Here is a 14,735-nt window from a genome sequence, read left to right on the forward strand (position 1 = left end):
GATGAGTATCTCCGTCATGTCGATGAACACGAGTGAACGGCCGACCACCGCAGTAGCCGCCCCCGCCTGGTACGAACTCGCCCTGTGCGCCCAGACGGGCCCGGGCTTCTTCTTCCCGGAGCCGGGCTCCTCGCTGCGCGACGCGAAGCGGCTGTGCGGGGCGTGCGAGGGGCGGGTCGCATGCCTGGAGTACGCCCTGGCGAACGACGAACGCTTCGGAGTCTGGGGCGGCCTCTCGGAATCCGAACGCCTCGCCCTCCGCCCCCGCCACTGATCAGGTCTGCGTCCCCTTCCCACTCCGCCGCCGCAACCCCACCCGCGAAGCCAGCACGTCATCCCCACCGAGCCAGCCGTCGGCGGGCACCTTGGCGGGTACGGCGCGGACCGGGTAGTGGCCGCCGACGGGAGATACGACCCCACCGAAACGGGGGTCGCCCGCGAACCAGATCCGATCCGGATGGCTGTTCTCGATGGTGGCCAGATCCATGGGAAACGGGATGAGGCGGTAGGCGGACGAGTACGTTTCCGAGAACGGGATCCTGATGGTCGCCTGAACACCGGTGGCACGAGGCGCATACGAGCAAGCGTGCTCGCGCCATGGATAGGACCGAAGCACTGCGGCGACGCGGTGGCGCCGGAGGTAGGCGATGAGTACCACCGGGAGGTAGGGCACCACGACCAGGATGACGGCGATGAACGCGAGCCTCGCCTGGGGGATCAGCCCGAACCAGAGACACACGACGGAGACGAGCATCGAGCCGCCCAGCAAGGCAGCCCACTTGGTTCGTCGTGTCACCAACCGCCCGTAACCGGCGGCAGTGGGCGGATGGTCCCATGCGACCTTGGTCAGCAGATGCGTCACGAGAGCACCTCCAGGAGGCGTGAGGTCTGCGGTCCACTCGAACTGCTCGGTGTGGGGTCCGAGAAGGTGAGGGTGTGGGCGATCGCTTCGAGGATGTCGCCGTATGCCTCGGCGTAGTGGGTCGCCGCGCTCGTGATGTCCAAGACGAGCACGTACGACGCGCACGCGTGGGTTGTCACCACTCTCGCTTGAAACATCTCCTGCCCCGTGTCGGGCAACGCGATGGTGCCGGTGATCAGACAGCAGGGGAGCGACGAGGGGAGATCGATGGCTCGGCCGGCCGAACTGCTCCACACACCAGATCGAGTGATCGCGAGTGCGGCCCGTGCCACGTCCAGCCGCGGATGAGGATCCGGAGACGGCTTCGCGGTCAGGGAGAACAGGGACGTGGCGACCCCGTTGGTCTCGTCCGGATGCAGACCGATGGCAGTGTGCACCACCTGGTGGTCGGTGAGTTCGCGCAGTCCATCCATGAGCTGCCCGAGTTCCCTCTGCGCATCGGGGCTGTTCAGGGCCTCTGCCATGGCGTCGAGCAGGGTCCGGTCGCCGGGCCCGATGTCATGGAAGCCGGGAGGCAACCGGAACCACAGGGGCGGCATGTCGGTGTCGCTCGTCATGACCTGATCGCCGTCCAGAAGTGGGCTGACTTCGCGGCTGCGGAGGGGCCGTCCTCGATCGCGGCCCGGGCGCCGTCGACTGCCGTGGAACCCTGGTTGACCGTCTCGTTGTCCGTCGCGTAGCCAACTCCGGCGGTCACCGCACCCACCGCCGCCACACCGACGCCGACCCGCTCCCTGACCTCGGGAGTCGACGAGCGCAGGGCCCAGGTGGAAAGGGGATTCTCCACCTGCCTGAGGTCCTCGGCCGCGGTCCACGTGGTGCGGGCGAATGTGCCTGCGCCCGGGGAGAGGCCGGAGAGGGCGCTGGCTTCGGGGACGGCCATCGCGGCGCGGGCGGCGACCGTGCCGGCCTTGGCGCCGGTCGCGACGGCGGCCACGCCCGGTACGGCGCCCAGGCTGTCGCCCAGCAACGTCACGCTGCTCTTCCAGAAGTCCGCGTCGAACTTCCCTTTGGTGAAGCCGTCGGTCAGGGGCTTTCGGAACCTCGGGTCCGCGAGGTGCGTTCCGAGGGCGGCCAGCGAGAGACCTCCGGCGACAAGCATCACGGCGAGGCCGGCCGGCGGGCAGAACAGGGCCACACCCGCACCCACCGCGCCCAGGATCGCCGACGCGTTCGACAGGGCGTCGCCCGGGTCTTCCGTGATCTTGTTCCACAGTGACGCCAACATGCCCGGTTCGGTCGGGGCCAGTTTGGCGGCCGCCGAGTTCAGGGTCTTGGCGATGGCGCGGGCCGATGCCGTGTGGTCGGAGGCGAGTTCGTGTGCCAGGCGGCGGGCGTCGGCGCGGGCCTCGTCGGTCGTGGCGGCGGCGGCCTGGGATTCGTAGCGGGCCGCCAGGGCGCGGTGGGCGACCAGGGTGTCGTGCCAGGAGTTGAGCTGTCGGGCGGCGTCCGTCAGGGAGGTGTGGGCCGCGTTGAGGTAGCGGGGGAGTTCGCTCGACAGGGAGGCACGGAAAGCGGTGGCGGCTTCGCCCTGCCAGCTCGCGCTGTGCGAGACCAGGGCTCCGACGACCCGCCCGGCTTCCCCGAGGGAGGTCGCGGAGGTGCTGAGCTTCTTGGCCAGGGCAAGAACGGAGGCGGGCTGTCCGGGGGCGGGGTCGAAGCCCAGCGCGGGGTGGTCAGCCACGGGCCGCGGCCTGGCGGAAGGCGTCGCGGATGGCTTTGTCCAGCTCCGCGTACTCGGCGGCGCTGCGGTCCACGCCCGCCCGTACGTTCTTGACGCGTTTGGTCAGCTCGCGCGTGCCGTACGCCCATTTCTCCTGGAAGTCGTCGCAGGCGGCGTCGAGGTCGCGGGTGCCCAGTTGGTCGGCCCGGACGTGGTCCAGGGCTTTCCGCGCCTCCCGCAGGGAGACCAGAGAGGAGTCCAGTGCCCGGGTCAGACGGGTCAGCTGGTCGATTTCCACCTGGAGCAAGGTCATGACGCGAAACCCTGGCAGAGCGGTGCTCTGCCAGGGCAATCGGCGTCACTCGCCCGAGCGAGCGGAAATCGGTCAGCCCTTGCGGGCCGCGATGCGCGCCGCGCGGGCGGCCAGGCGCTCGTCGAACTTGCGGGCCTCGCTGTCCAGGCCGCCCATGAAGAGCCCGAGCTCTTCCTGTGCCTTCTGTCCGTCGGGGCCGAGACCGTCGATGTCCATGATCTTCAGGAATCGGATCACGGGGCTCAGTACGTCGTCGTGGTGGATCCGCAGGTTGTAGACCCCGCCGATCGCCATCTGCGCGGCCATCCGCTCGAAGCCGGGCATGCCGTGCCCGGGCATCCGGAAACCGACCACGACGTCCCGTACGGCCTGCATCGTCAGGTCCGGGGCCAGCTCGAAGGCGGCGCCCAGCAGGTTGCGGTAGAAGATCATGTGCAGGTTCTCGTCCTGCGCGATGCGGGCCAGCATCCGGTCGCAGACCGGGTCACCGGACTGGTGGCCGGTGTTCCGGTGGGAGATGCGGGTCGCGAGCTCCTGGAAGGCGACGTACGCCACGGAGTGCAGCATTGAGTGCCGGTTGTCGGACTCGAAGCCCTCGGACATGTGCTGCATCCGGAATGCCTCGAGCTTGTCCGGGTCCACGGCGCGCGAGGCCAGCAGGTAGTCGCGCATCACGATGCCGTGGCGACCCTCCTCGGCGGTCCAGCGGTGTACCCAGGTGCCCCAGGCGCCGTTGCGGCCGAAAAGCGACGCGATCTCGTGGTGGTAGCTGGGGAGGTTGTCCTCGGTCAGCAGGTTGACGACAAGGGCGATCTTGCCGATGTCGGTGACCTTGGACTGCTCGGGGGCCCAGGCTTCGCCGTCCTCGAAGAGGGCGGGGAAGTTCCGGCCGTCGCTCCACGGAACGTAGTCGTGGGGCATCCAGTCCTTGGTGACCTTCAGGTGGCGGTTGAGTTCCTTTTCGACCACCTCTTCCAGCGCGAACAGCAGCTTGGCGTCCGTCCACGCCTCCGAGCTGCCGAGGTGGGGAGAGGTGATTGTCACGGGTGCTCCTGGGGGGACAGCGAATTACCTACGGTTCCGTAGCCTACGGAGTCGTAGGTTAAGCGCGCCATCAAGGCCAGCCAAGCCCCAGGCGGTTATATGTCCGGTTGCGTCCAGTTATCTATGCAGTTCCGGGGGGTGTCAGGGGGCCTCGGAGGGGCGAAATGGTGGAGGCAAATCACGCCACTCGGTGGTTCGGCTCCTTCGGATTGACGTCGAAGGTGCGTGCGCGGCGCACGCCCTGGCCTTGAGGGAGGCGGTTTCCGGCGCCGCCGAGTGCGCTGGGTGGGCACCCTTCGGTGCTTCGGTGCTTCGGTGGGTGTGGGTACGGGCGGTGCGCCCCCTCGGTGGCCCTACGGCCGACGCGGCTCCCGCCCCCGCCCCCGCCATCGCCTGCGCGCGGCGCTGGCCGGCCCCGGGGGAGCGGCCGATGACCTCGGGGCCCGCGGCCTGAAGGCCGCGTCGGCGTGGTCCTCAGGTCGTCCGGGCAGCCGAAGTCGCCGGCTCCGAAGTCGCCGGCCCCGAGATCGTGCCGGCCCCGAGATCGCCGGTCAGGTGTGCCACAGGGACTCCCTGACCTCCTCGGCCGTCGTCGGCCGCAACTCGCCGTCGAGCAGCAGCCAGCGTGTGATGCCGATGGACTCCAGGAACGGCACGTCGTGCGAGGCCACCAACAGCGCGCCCTCGTAGGACGCCAGGGCGTCCGTGAGTTGCCGCACGCTCGCCAGGTCCAGGTTGTTGGTCGGCTCGTCCAGCATCAGCAACTGCGGTGCCGGCTCGGCCAGCAGCAGGGCCGCCAGGGCCGCACGGAACCGTTCGCCGCCCGACAGGGTTCCGGCCGCCCGGTCCGCCCGCGTGCCCCGGAACAGGAAGTGCGCGAGTCGTGCCCGGATCAGGTTGTTCGTGGCGTGCGGGGCGAACCGCGCCACGTTCTCCACCACCGAGCGCTCGTCGTCCAGTACCGCCGCGTCCAGCCGCTGTGGCAGGAAGCGCGTCGGCACGTGCGTCAACGCTTCCCCCGACACCGGCGCCACCTGTCCGACGATCGTCCGCAGCAGGGTGGTCTTGCCGGACCCGTTGCCGCCGACGAGCGCGATCCGTTCCGGTCCGCGCAGCTCCCACTCGCCCGTGACCGATGCCCCGTGGGCGAGCCTCAGATCGCTCAGGGTCAGCACGCGCCGGCCCGGCGGCACCTGTGTCGCGGGCAGCTTGATCCGGATCTCGTCGTCGTCCCGGACCGCCTCCGCGGCCTGGTCCAACCGTTCGCGGGCGCCCGCCAGTTTCTCGGCGTGCATGAGGTGGTGCTTGCCCGCGGATTCCTGGGCGGCGCGCTTGCGCGCGTTCATGACGATCTTCGGCTCGCGCTTGGTGTCGTACATCTTCTGGCCGTAGCGCTTGCGCCGGGCCAACTTGATCCGGGCCTCGGACAGTTCGCGCTTCTGTCGTTGGACGTCGGCCTCGGCGACCCGGACCATCCGCTCGGCCGCCTCCTGCTCGGCGGCGAGGAGTTCCTCGTATTCGGTGAAGTTCCCTCCGTACCAACGGACTTCCCCGTCGCGCAGGTCGGCGATCTGGTCGACCCGTTCCAGCAGTTCCCGGTCGTGGCTGACCAGGACCATCACCCCGGACCAGGATTCCACCGCCGCGTAGAGGCGGCGGCGGGCGCGCAGGTCCAGGTTGTTGGTGGGTTCGTCGAGCAGCAGGACGTCCGGGCGCGCCAGCAGCAGGGCCGCCAGTCGCAGCAGGACGCACTCGCCTCCCGACAGCTCGCCCACGGTCCGGTCGAGTCCGATCCGGGCGAGGCCGAGCTGGTCGAGGGTGGCGAGGGCCCGCTCCTCCACGTCCCAGTCGTCGCCGACGGAGGTGAAGTTCTCCTCGGTGACCTCGCCCGCCTCGATGGCGTGGAGCGCGGTGCGGGTCTCGCGGATGCCGAGTACCTCGTCCACGCGCAGGGCGGTGTCCAGCGTGACGTCCTGCGGGAGGTGGCCGATGGTTCCGGCGACCGACAACCGGCCGTCCGTGGGGCGGAGTTCGCCCGCGAGGAGTTTCAACAGGGTGGACTTGCCACAGCCGTTGACTCCGATCAGACCGGTTCGGCCGGGGCCGACGGTGAGGTGGAAGTCATCGAGGACCGGGGTCCCGTCGGGCCAGGCGAAGGACAGGTCGGTGCAGGTGAGAAAGGCAGGGGTATGGCTCATGGAGGCCTCCAGGTTGCGTGGTGATCGAGTGCAACGCGGGGGAGACAGCCGACAGGTCGGGACGGTCGATCACAGGGGCACGGGGTCGGGCGGTCACGCGGTCTCGTCGAGGAGAACGGTGACGGCGACCCCGGCGGTGACCAGGGGTGACGGTGGTCGGTGTCTCGGACCTCAGAAGAGCAACGTCCTGCTCCGTTTCGACGGCGATGGGGCGAACACGAAGCTACGGACGGCCGGAGCCGTCCGCAAACGATTTACGCGCTCCCGGCCGATCGGGGTCGGAGTGCGAGCGGGGGGTGCGGGCGGGGCGTGAGCGGGGTTCGGCGCCTCAGCGGGAGCCGCGCATGAGCTCGGCCAGGCTGTGGTCCACGTCGAGGTAGAGGTGCTCCAGGCCCGGCGGGACGATTGTGGAGGCCCGCTCCAGGAAACGCTGGAGGTCGGCCGTGGTCATCAGGACGATCGCCACCCCCTCGGGGGCGTGGAACTCGACCGTGGTGCGCTCGGCGTCGTACGGGCGCACGCGCACGTCGCCGTGGCCGGACGGGCGCTGCAGACCGCACTCCAGCAGCTCGCGCGCGAACGCCCAGGAGATCTCGATGCCTTCCAGGGTGGCCGGGGCGGGGAAGGCCATCCGGACGGCGAAGGGATCCGACCGGTCGTAGCAGAGCGTGACGGGTACGGTCTCGACCTTCGGTGAGGTGGCGACCAGTCGGGCCTGCACGGCCTGCTCGATGACAGTGATCAAGGCTCGCTCCCTTGCGGCGGATCTGTCGCCGGGTCGTGCGGTGGCTCCCGGCAACGGGGTAGACGCCTGAAACGGCGGTTCCGTGCACGCCGGATTGCGTGAGCTGCGTCACCGATTGGCTTGATGGCACCTGTGTGATCGCACAGGGTGACCGGATGGCGCGTGTGGGGCAAGGAACTCGGTCCGCCGCGAGGTCGCCGAGGTGGTCGCAGTAAGTCCGGTTCCCGCTCACTCCGCAGGCGCAAGGCACGGCCCCGGGCCGTCGCGGGAGAGGAAGGTCCGTCCGTCCGTTCGCCCGCTGTCCGGCCGGAATCAGGGGCGCCCGGTCGGACGCGCCCTGGACGGAGAATCGGGGGTGCGTTAGCTTCCGGCGCCATGAGACTTGTGGGAATTGGCATGTGCGCGGCAGTTCTTCTGGTGGGGGTCGCGGCCGCACCGGCGCCGGCGGCGCCGGTCGAGGAGGTGGGGTCGTCGGCGTCGTCGGGCGTGGCCTCGGCCGCGGACTTACGGGATCCGCACGGAGTGGGCTGGGCGTTGAAGGCGACCGGCAAGGACACGGTCCGCTTCCGCGGGCTGGCGGCCGTCAATCGCTCCACGGCCTGGTTGGCCGGGTCCAAGGGAACCGTCCTGCGCACCGTGGACGGCGGGCGCGCCTGGCGGGACGTCTCCCCGCCGGGGGCGGTCGCCGAGGCGTTGGAACTGCGGGACATCGAGGCCTTCGACGCGCGTCGGGCGGTGGCCCTGTCCATCGGCGAGGGGGAGGCGTCCCGGGTGCTGCGGACCGAGGACGGCGGGGCGACCTGGACCGAGACCTTCCGCAACCCCGACCCGCGCGCCTTCTATGACTGCCTCACCTTCTTCGACTCCCGGCACGGATTGGCCGTGAGCGACCCGGTGGACGGGAAGTTCCGCGTCCTGTCCACGGATGACGGCGGGCGGAATTGGCGTGTGCTGCCGGACGCCGGGATGCCGGCGGCGCTGCCCGGCGAGGCGGGCTTCGCGGCGAGCGGCCAATGCCTGGTCGCCGCCGGGTCGCGCGACGTCTGGCTGGCCACGGGCGGGAGCACGGTCGCCCGCGTCCTGCACTCCGCGGACCGCGGGCGCACCTGGCGGGTCACGCAATCCCCCGTACCGGCCGGCGATCCGGCCCGCGGGGTCTTCGCCCTGGCCTTCCGCGACCGTACGACGGGACTCGCGGTCGGCGGCGACTACCGTACGGGCGAGGCCTCGCCGAGGGCCGCGGCGGTGTCCGCCGACGGTGGCCGCACCTGGCGTCCGTCGACCACCCCGCCGCCCGCGTACCGGTCGGGCGTGACCTGGCACCCGTACCTCCGCACGGCGGCGCTGGCGGTGGGGCCGACGGGTACGGACGTGACGCTCGACGGGGGCCGCACCTGGCGGGCGCTGGAGGAGGGCTCGTACGACACGGTCGACTGCGCGGCGGACGGCGGCTGCTGGGCGTCGGGCGAGAAGGGGCGGGTGGCGCGGCTGGAGCGGCGGTGACGCCCTTCGCGGTGCGCACGGCGCTCGGGACCCGGCGCCGGCGCTCGGCATCCGGCGTAGGCCCCGACTCCGGGTGCTTCGCGCCCGGGGTGCTCGGCCGGGGCCTTGGGTCCCGCGACGCGTGGCTCCGAGGTCGCGGTGATCAGGACGTGACGAGAGCCATGACGAAACCGTCGTAGCCCTTGGAGCCCACCGTCTGGAGGGCGGTGGCGCTCAGCCTCGGGTGGTCGGCGATGAGCTCGGTGAACCGTCGGACGCCCTGGACCCGGGGGTCGGTGCTGTCGCCGTCGACGACGGCGCCGTCTCGGACGACGTTGTCGCCGATGATGACGCTGCCGGGCCGGGTCAGCTTGAGCGCCCACTCCAGGTACACGGGGTTGGACGGCTTGTCGGCGTCGATGAACACCAGGTCGAAGGGATCGCCGTCGGCGAGCCCGGGGAGCAGGTCGGCGGCCTTGCCGCGGCGGATGTCGACGACGTCGGTCAGGCCCGCGCGGGCGATGTTGGCGGCGGAGACGTCCGCGCAGCGCTCGTCGGCCTCCAGGGTGACCAGTCGGCCGCCCACCGGGAGGGCCCGGGCGAGCCAGATGGTGCTGTAGCCGCCGAGCGTGCCGATCTCCAGGATGGTGCGGGCGCCTCGGATCCGGGCGAGGAGGTGGAGCAGCTTGCCCTGGTTGGGAGCCACCTGGTGTGCGGGCAGGCCGGCCGCCAGTGTGTCGGCGGTGGCGGCGGTGAGCGCCGCGTCCTCCTCGACCAGGAGTCCGTCGAAGTAGTGGTCGACGGCGGTCCACGTCTGTTGAGGCATGTGACTTCCCCCCGGTGTAGTGAGTTCCTTAAGGGAACTTACCTCAGGGTGGTCGTCTGCGGCAGTGTTCGCCCCGCGCGGTCTCGCCATCCGGTCAAGCGTGCGCCGCCGGTCAGCGTGCGCCGCTCGACGTGCCGCTGCTCGGGCTCGCGCCGCTCGACGTGCCGCCGCTCGGGCTCGCGCCGGTCGGGCTCGCGCCGGTCGGGCTCGCGTCCGTCGGGCTCGCGCCCGGTCCGGACTGCCCCTCCGGTCGGGAGTGCCGTCCGGCCGGGACCGTCCGGTCGGGCCGGTGCGCCGCCGGGGCCCGCCATGCGTGCGAGGCCCCGCACGCATGCGGGGCCCGCCATGGTGGTGGGGCCCGTTATGCCGCCGGGTTCTCGCGGACCGTCGCGAGGTCCGCCGAGGTCTTGGTGGCGATGAACTCGGTGATCCGGTACTCGCACACGCCCGCCACCGTGAAGGGGTCCTCGCCGGCGATCTTCTCGATCTCCGCGCGGGAGACCCCGCCGGCCAGGATGATCCCGCCGTCGCGCGGGACCTTGCGGCCCGAGGCGAGGAAGACGCCGGAGGCGTAGTGGCCGTCCAGCCAGGCGATGTGCGCGTCCATTTCCTCTTCGACGGATTCGACGGGCGCGATGTAGGTGAGCTCCATGACGAACATGATCGCCAGGCTACTCTCGGACCATCATGACGAGTGCGAAGACCCCCGCCGACGAGGCCGAGGCCCGGGCGATACAGGACGAACTGCGCCAGAGCGTGGTGCTGGACGAGATGGGACCGCCGGTCGGGACCGGGCTCATCGCGGGCGTGGACGTCGCCTACGACGACGAGCGCGACCTCGTGGCGGCCGCCGCCGTGGTCCTGGACGCCGCCACCCTGGACGTGGTCGAGGAGGCCACGGCCGTGGGGCACGTCAGCTTCCCCTATGTGCCCGGACTGCTGGCCTTCCGCGAACTGCCGACCGTGCTGGCCGCGTTGGATTCCCTGACCGTCACCCCGGGGCTGGTCGTCTGCGACGGCTACGGGCTGGCCCACCCGCGCGGCTTCGGCCTCGCCTGCCACCTCGGGGTGGTCACCGGGCTGCCCAGCATCGGAGTCGCGAAGAACCCGTTCACCTTCACGTACGAGGAACCGGGCGCCCGCCGCGGCGACAGCTCCCCGCTGCTCGCGCCCGACGGGGCCGTCGTCGGCCGGGCGCTGCGTACGCAGGACGGGATCAAGCCGGTGTACGTGTCGGTGGGGCACCGGGTCTCGTTGGACAACGCCTGCGCGCACACGCTCGCGCTGGGCCCCCGCTACCGGATTCCGGAGACGACCCGGCGCGCCGACTCCCTGTGTCGGCGCGCCCTGCGCGAAGCCGTGGCGGAGTAGGCGGCCCGGCCGGAGGACCGCCCGGACCCGAGCCCGACGCCCGGGCCGCCCCGCGCCCGACGCCAAGACCCGAGCCCGACGCCCGGGCTGCCCCGAGCCCGACGCCCGCCCCGCCCCGCGCCCGACGCCGCGGCCACTCCCCGAAGTCCCGGCCTCTCAGTCCTCCGCCGCGACCCGGAAGCGGATGCCCGCCTTCTGGAGTCGGTCCAGCAGGGCGTCGCCCATGGCCACCGCCGTGGTGAGTTGGCCCGAGGTGTCCGGCAGGGCGTCGTGGGCCAGGCAGAGCGCGGACTCCGCGAGCATCTTCGCCGTCTCCCCGTAGCCGGGGTCGCCGCCCGAGACCTCCGTGAACACCCGCCGGCCACCGCCCGTACCGACGAAGCGCACCGTGAACCAACTGCGGGCGCGTCGTTCGGCGTCGGGGCCGCGACCCGGTTCCCACAGGCTCATCAGCCGGCGTCGGGCCGCCGGCACCTGGGCCAGGGCCGCCGTCGCGCCCACCGCCACCGATCCGCCCACCGCGACGGGCAGGTGCTTGACCGAGGCGTGGTGGCGGTAGCGGAAGTCCGGCCCGTACCGTTCCAGCGCGGCCGCCGACCGGGCCACGATCGCCACGTCCAGGGTCGGCAGGGGCAGCGCCCAGGTGCCGGTCTCGCGGCTGTAGTGCGGGTGGCCGCCCGTGCCCCGTACCCGGCGCTCGGGCCGCCGCGGTTCGTGCAGGCGCCGCTCGCGGGCCGCGGCCAGGGTCTGCGGGCCCCGGCTCATGGCGGTGAGCGCGGAGGCCAGGGTGCCGCCGGACAGCATCGCGTTGGAGCGCATGAACCCGTCCACGCGCAGCGGCACCCCGGCCGGCAGCCGGCCCACCGTGAAGTACGCGCCGAGGTCGGCCGGGATCGAGTCGAAGCCGCACGCGTGCACCAGCCGGGCGCCCGTCTCCCGGGCCCGCGCGTCGTGCTCGACGTACATCCGGTCGACGAACTCCGGCTCGCCCGTGAGGTCGACGTAGTCGGTGCCCGCCTCGGCGCACGCCGCGACCAGTTCCGCCCCGTACCAGACGTACGGCCCGACGGTGCTGGCCAGGACCCGCGTGGAGGACGCCAACTCCCGCAGCGTGTCGGGGTCGCCCGAGTCGGCGCGGATCAGCGGCAGGGCCGCGCGGGCCGGGTCGAGGGCGGCGAGCCGTTCGCGCAGCCGCTCCAGTTTGCCGAGGTCCCGCCCCGCAAGGGCCCACCGGCAGTCGGCCGGGGCGTTCGCCGCCAGGTACTCGGCGGTGAGTGCCCCGACGAACCCGGTGGCCCCGAAAAGCACGACGTCGTAAGCCCGTTCCGGATCGTGGTGCCGAACCCGCTCGTCCATGGACCGCTCCTCCCAGCTGGTGTCGGTGGCTGAGGCTAGCGTGAGGGACGGCTGTCCGTACGGGCAGGTACGCGCCGGGCGCGCATCGAGCGGGTACCCGGGGCCGCCTGCGGTGAGTGGAGGTGTCGGTGAAGGCTGCGGTGCGCAAGTGGGAGGCGGTGCGAGGGTTCGCCCTCGGGTTGCCGGAGGCCGTCGAGGAGTTTCCCTGGGGGCCCGAGGACGCCGTGCTGAAGGTCAACAAGAAGATCTTCGTCTTCATGGGCAACACGGACGGCCCGCCGGGCATCTCCGTGAAACTGAAGGACGAGGCGCTCCACGGGCACGCGATGACCGCTCCCGGGGCGGAGCCCACCGGGTACGGCCTGGGCCGGTCGGGGTGGGTCTCCGTGCCGCTGGGGGAGAAGGGCGCGCCCTCGGTCGAGGTGCTGTGCGAATGGGTGGAGGAGAGCTACCGCACCGTCGCCCTCAAGCGGCACGTGAAGGAGCTGGACGCGCGAATCGAGGCAGATGGCTAAGCGCTTGCTCTTGTGCTGAGTGGAACGCGTTCCTAGCATCGCTGGTGTTACATCAGTTGTGTCACACCACGCACCAGGATGCTGGGGGCTCGATGGCAGCGACAGGTACCGGGCACGGGAGCGCCGAGGGGACCGGCGACGGTGGCCGGAACGGCCCGCTCGCGGGCGTGCGCGTCGTCGAGCTCGCCGGCATCGGTCCGGGGCCGTTCGCCGCGATGGTCCTCGCGGACCTCGGGGCGGACGTCGTCCGGGTGGACCGGCCCGGAGGCGGCGGACTCGCCGTCGACCCGGCGTACGACATCACCAACCGCAACAAGCGCTCCGTCCTGCTCGACCTGAAGTCCGCCGAGGGCCCGGCCCGTGTCCTGGACCTGGTCGAGCGGGCCGACGTGCTCATCGAGGGGTTCCGTCCCGGGGTCGCCGAGCGCCTCGGCGTCGGCCCCGACGCGTGCCTCGCCCGCAACCCGAGACTGGTCTACGGCCGGATGACCGGCTGGGGCCAGGACGGGCCGCTCGCGCACACGGCCGGGCACGACATCGCGTACATCGCCGTCACCGGCGCGCTCGGCATGATCGGGAACCCGGGCGAGCCCCCGGCCGTCCCCGCCAACCTCGTGGGGGACTACGCCGGCGGCTCCCTGTACCTGGTCATCGGGATCCTCGCCGCCCTCCGCCACGCGGGCACCCCCGACGGCACCGGACAGGTCGTCGACGCGGCCATCGTGGACGGCACCGCCCACCTCACCTCGATGATCCACGGGATGATGGCCGCCGGCGGCTGGCAGGACCGGCGCGGGGCCAACCTGCTCGACGGCGGCTGCCCCTTCTACGGCACCTACGAGACCTCCGACGGGCAGTACATGGCCGTCGGCGCGCTGGAGCAGCAGTTCTACGACACCTTCGTCGAACTGCTCGGCATCGAGGACCGGGCCCCGGCCCGCAAGGACCTGGCCCGCTGGGGCGAACTCCGCGAGACGGTCGCCGCCCGCTTCAAGTCCCGTACCCGGCAGGAGTGGACGGTCGTCTTCGAGGGCAGCGACGCCTGCGTGGCGCCGGTCCTGTCCCTGGGCGAGGCGCCCGCGCACCCGCACCTCGCCGCCCGCGGCACCTTCACCGACGTCGGCGGGATCACCCAGCCCGCGCCCGCACCCCGCTTCTCCGCGACCGCCACGGCCGTCACCGGCGGGCCCGCCCTGCCGGGCGCGCACACCGAGTCCGTGGCGGCGGACTGGGACCTGCCGGCCCTGCTCGGGAAGGACGCCTGATGGAACTGTCCATGATGCTCGACTACGCGGGCGACCCGCGCCGGGCCGCCGACGAGGCGGCCGCGCTGGAGGCGGCCGGACTCGACGCCGTCTGGGTCGCGGAGGCCTGGGGCTTCGATTCGCCCACGATCATGGGGTACCTGGCCGCCCGCACCGAGCGGATGAAGATCGGCTCGGCGATCCTCAACGTCTACTCCCGCACCCCCGCCCTCATCGCCCAGACCGCGGCCGGTCTCGACGCGCTCTCCGGCGGCCGGGCCCTGCTGGGCCTCGGCGCCTCCGGCCCGCAGGTGATCGAGGGGTGGCACGGGCAGCCGTACGACAAGCCGATCGGCAGGACCCGCGAGACCGTCGAACTGTGCCGCCGCATCTGGCGCCGCGAGACGATCGACCACCACGGGATCACCGACATGCCGCTGCCGCCCGAGAAGGGCGGCCGACACGGCAAACCACTGAAGATCCTCACCCGACCGGTCCGCGACGCCGTCCCCGTCTACGTGGCCTCCCTCGGCCCCGCCAACGTGGCGATGACCGCCGAGATCGCCGACGGCTGGCTCCCCACGCTCTTCCTCCCCGAGAAGGCCGCGGACGTGTGGGGCGGCGCCCTCGCCCGGGGCGCGGCCAAGCGTTCCCCGGACCTCGGCCCGCTGGAGACCGTCGCGGGCGGCCTGCTCGCCATCGGCGAGGACGCCGCCGCCGTACGCGACCTGGCGCGCCCGCAGATCGCCCTGTACGTCGGGGGGATGGGCGCGCCGGGGAAGAACTTCTACAACGACCTGGCCGTCGCCTACGGGTACGAGGAGGAGGCCCGGAAGATCCAGGAGCTGTACCTCTCCGGGCGCAAGCGCGACGCCGCGGCGGCCGTGCCCGACGAGTTCTGCGAGCTGATGACCCTGTGCGGCCCCGAGGGGTACGTGCGCGAGCGCGTCGAGGCCTTCCGCGCCGCCGGCGTCACCATGCTCAACGTGACGCCCGTCGGACCCGAGCCGGCCCGGCTCATCGAGACCGTCAAGAACTGGCTGTGAGGAGCCCATC

Annotated in this window: 16 protein-coding genes; 6 read left to right on the top strand and 10 right to left on the bottom strand. The window is 72.0% G+C overall.

Annotation, left to right across the window (positions count from 1 at the left end):
* Positions 1-16 precede the first annotated feature (16 nt).
* Positions 17-274, top strand: a complete 258-nt coding sequence (locus tag ACFYW3_RS02690; RefSeq protein WP_389385315.1) for a WhiB family transcriptional regulator — start codon at positions 17-19, stop codon at positions 272-274.
* Here the strand turns inward: ACFYW3_RS02690 and ACFYW3_RS02695 are convergent, their stop codons facing one another.
* The 7 genes from ACFYW3_RS02695 to ACFYW3_RS02725 form a co-directional block, all read right to left on the bottom strand.
* Entirely contained in the window at positions 275-862 is a 588-nt protein-coding gene (locus ACFYW3_RS02695; RefSeq protein WP_389385316.1) for a hypothetical protein, read from the bottom strand. It lies immediately after the preceding gene.
* The gene (locus ACFYW3_RS02700; RefSeq protein WP_351751400.1) at positions 859-1,479 is read right to left on the bottom strand and encodes a hypothetical protein; all 621 of its coding nucleotides are present in this window, start codon (positions 1,477-1,479) and stop codon (positions 859-861) included. Before ACFYW3_RS02700 ends, ACFYW3_RS02695 begins: the two co-directional genes overlap by 4 nt.
* Positions 1,476-2,606, bottom strand: coding sequence for a putative T7SS-secreted protein (locus tag ACFYW3_RS02705; protein WP_389385317.1), 1,131 nt, complete (start codon positions 2,604-2,606; stop codon positions 1,476-1,478). The genes ACFYW3_RS02700 and ACFYW3_RS02705 overlap by 4 nt, the downstream gene beginning before the upstream one ends.
* Positions 2,599-2,898, bottom strand: a complete 300-nt coding sequence (locus ACFYW3_RS02710) for a hypothetical protein (RefSeq protein ID WP_351751397.1) — start codon at positions 2,896-2,898, stop codon at positions 2,599-2,601. Before ACFYW3_RS02710 ends, ACFYW3_RS02705 begins: the two co-directional genes overlap by 8 nt.
* A 72-nt stretch (positions 2,899-2,970) precedes the next feature.
* Positions 2,971-3,942: an acyl-ACP desaturase gene (locus ACFYW3_RS02715; RefSeq protein WP_351751395.1), complete on the bottom strand. Its 972-nt coding sequence runs from the start codon at positions 3,940-3,942 to the stop codon at positions 2,971-2,973.
* Between the two features lie 551 nt (positions 3,943-4,493).
* Positions 4,494-6,140: an ABC-F family ATP-binding cassette domain-containing protein gene (locus tag ACFYW3_RS02720; RefSeq protein WP_389385318.1), complete on the bottom strand. Its 1,647-nt coding sequence runs from the start codon at positions 6,138-6,140 to the stop codon at positions 4,494-4,496.
* A gap of 328 nt (positions 6,141-6,468) precedes the next feature.
* Positions 6,469-6,885: an SsgA family sporulation/cell division regulator gene (locus ACFYW3_RS02725; RefSeq protein ID WP_351751393.1), complete on the bottom strand. Its 417-nt coding sequence runs from the start codon at positions 6,883-6,885 to the stop codon at positions 6,469-6,471.
* A 375-nt stretch (positions 6,886-7,260) separates the two neighbouring features.
* Here ACFYW3_RS02725 and ACFYW3_RS02730 point away from each other — a divergent pair, with 375 nt between their 5' ends.
* Positions 7,261-8,388 (top strand): WD40/YVTN/BNR-like repeat-containing protein, encoded by a 1,128-nt coding sequence (locus tag ACFYW3_RS02730; RefSeq protein ID WP_389385319.1) that lies wholly within the window; start codon positions 7,261-7,263, stop codon positions 8,386-8,388.
* A 142-nt stretch (positions 8,389-8,530) separates the two neighbouring features.
* On the opposite strand, the gene ACFYW3_RS02735 is transcribed toward ACFYW3_RS02730, so the two are convergent.
* Both ACFYW3_RS02735 and ACFYW3_RS02740 read right to left on the bottom strand, forming a co-directional pair.
* The gene (locus ACFYW3_RS02735; protein ID WP_389385320.1) at positions 8,531-9,193 is read right to left on the bottom strand and encodes an O-methyltransferase; all 663 of its coding nucleotides are present in this window, start codon (positions 9,191-9,193) and stop codon (positions 8,531-8,533) included.
* A gap of 361 nt (positions 9,194-9,554) precedes the next feature.
* Positions 9,555-9,854, bottom strand: a complete 300-nt coding sequence (locus tag ACFYW3_RS02740) for a YciI family protein (RefSeq protein ID WP_351751389.1) — start codon at positions 9,852-9,854, stop codon at positions 9,555-9,557.
* A 26-nt stretch (positions 9,855-9,880) separates the two neighbouring features.
* Here ACFYW3_RS02740 and ACFYW3_RS02745 point away from each other — a divergent pair, with 26 nt between their 5' ends.
* Positions 9,881-10,564, top strand: coding sequence for an endonuclease V (locus ACFYW3_RS02745; protein ID WP_351751387.1), 684 nt, complete (start codon positions 9,881-9,883; stop codon positions 10,562-10,564).
* 156 nt (positions 10,565-10,720) lie between these two features.
* Here the strand turns inward: ACFYW3_RS02745 and ACFYW3_RS02750 are convergent, their stop codons facing one another.
* Positions 10,721-11,920, bottom strand: a complete 1,200-nt coding sequence (locus tag ACFYW3_RS02750) for a saccharopine dehydrogenase family protein (protein ID WP_389385321.1) — start codon at positions 11,918-11,920, stop codon at positions 10,721-10,723.
* A gap of 116 nt (positions 11,921-12,036) precedes the next feature.
* On the opposite strand from ACFYW3_RS02750, the gene ACFYW3_RS02755 reads away from it, so the two are divergent.
* The 3 genes from ACFYW3_RS02755 (at position 12,037) to ACFYW3_RS02765 (ending at position 14,725) form a co-directional block, all read left to right on the top strand.
* Positions 12,037-12,435, top strand: coding sequence for an MmcQ/YjbR family DNA-binding protein (locus tag ACFYW3_RS02755; protein WP_053677298.1), 399 nt, complete (start codon positions 12,037-12,039; stop codon positions 12,433-12,435).
* Positions 12,436-12,527: 92 nt separating this feature from the next.
* Positions 12,528-13,700 (top strand): CaiB/BaiF CoA transferase family protein, encoded by a 1,173-nt coding sequence (locus ACFYW3_RS02760; RefSeq protein WP_389385322.1) that lies wholly within the window; start codon positions 12,528-12,530, stop codon positions 13,698-13,700.
* Positions 13,700-14,725, top strand: a complete 1,026-nt coding sequence (locus ACFYW3_RS02765) for an LLM class F420-dependent oxidoreductase (protein ID WP_351751382.1) — start codon at positions 13,700-13,702, stop codon at positions 14,723-14,725. Before ACFYW3_RS02760 ends, ACFYW3_RS02765 begins: the two co-directional genes overlap by 1 nt.
* Positions 14,726-14,735 lie beyond the last annotated feature (10 nt).

The organism is Streptomyces sp. NPDC002602 (genome assembly GCF_042889445.1).
Lineage (GTDB): Bacteria > Actinomycetota > Actinomycetes > Streptomycetales > Streptomycetaceae > Streptomyces.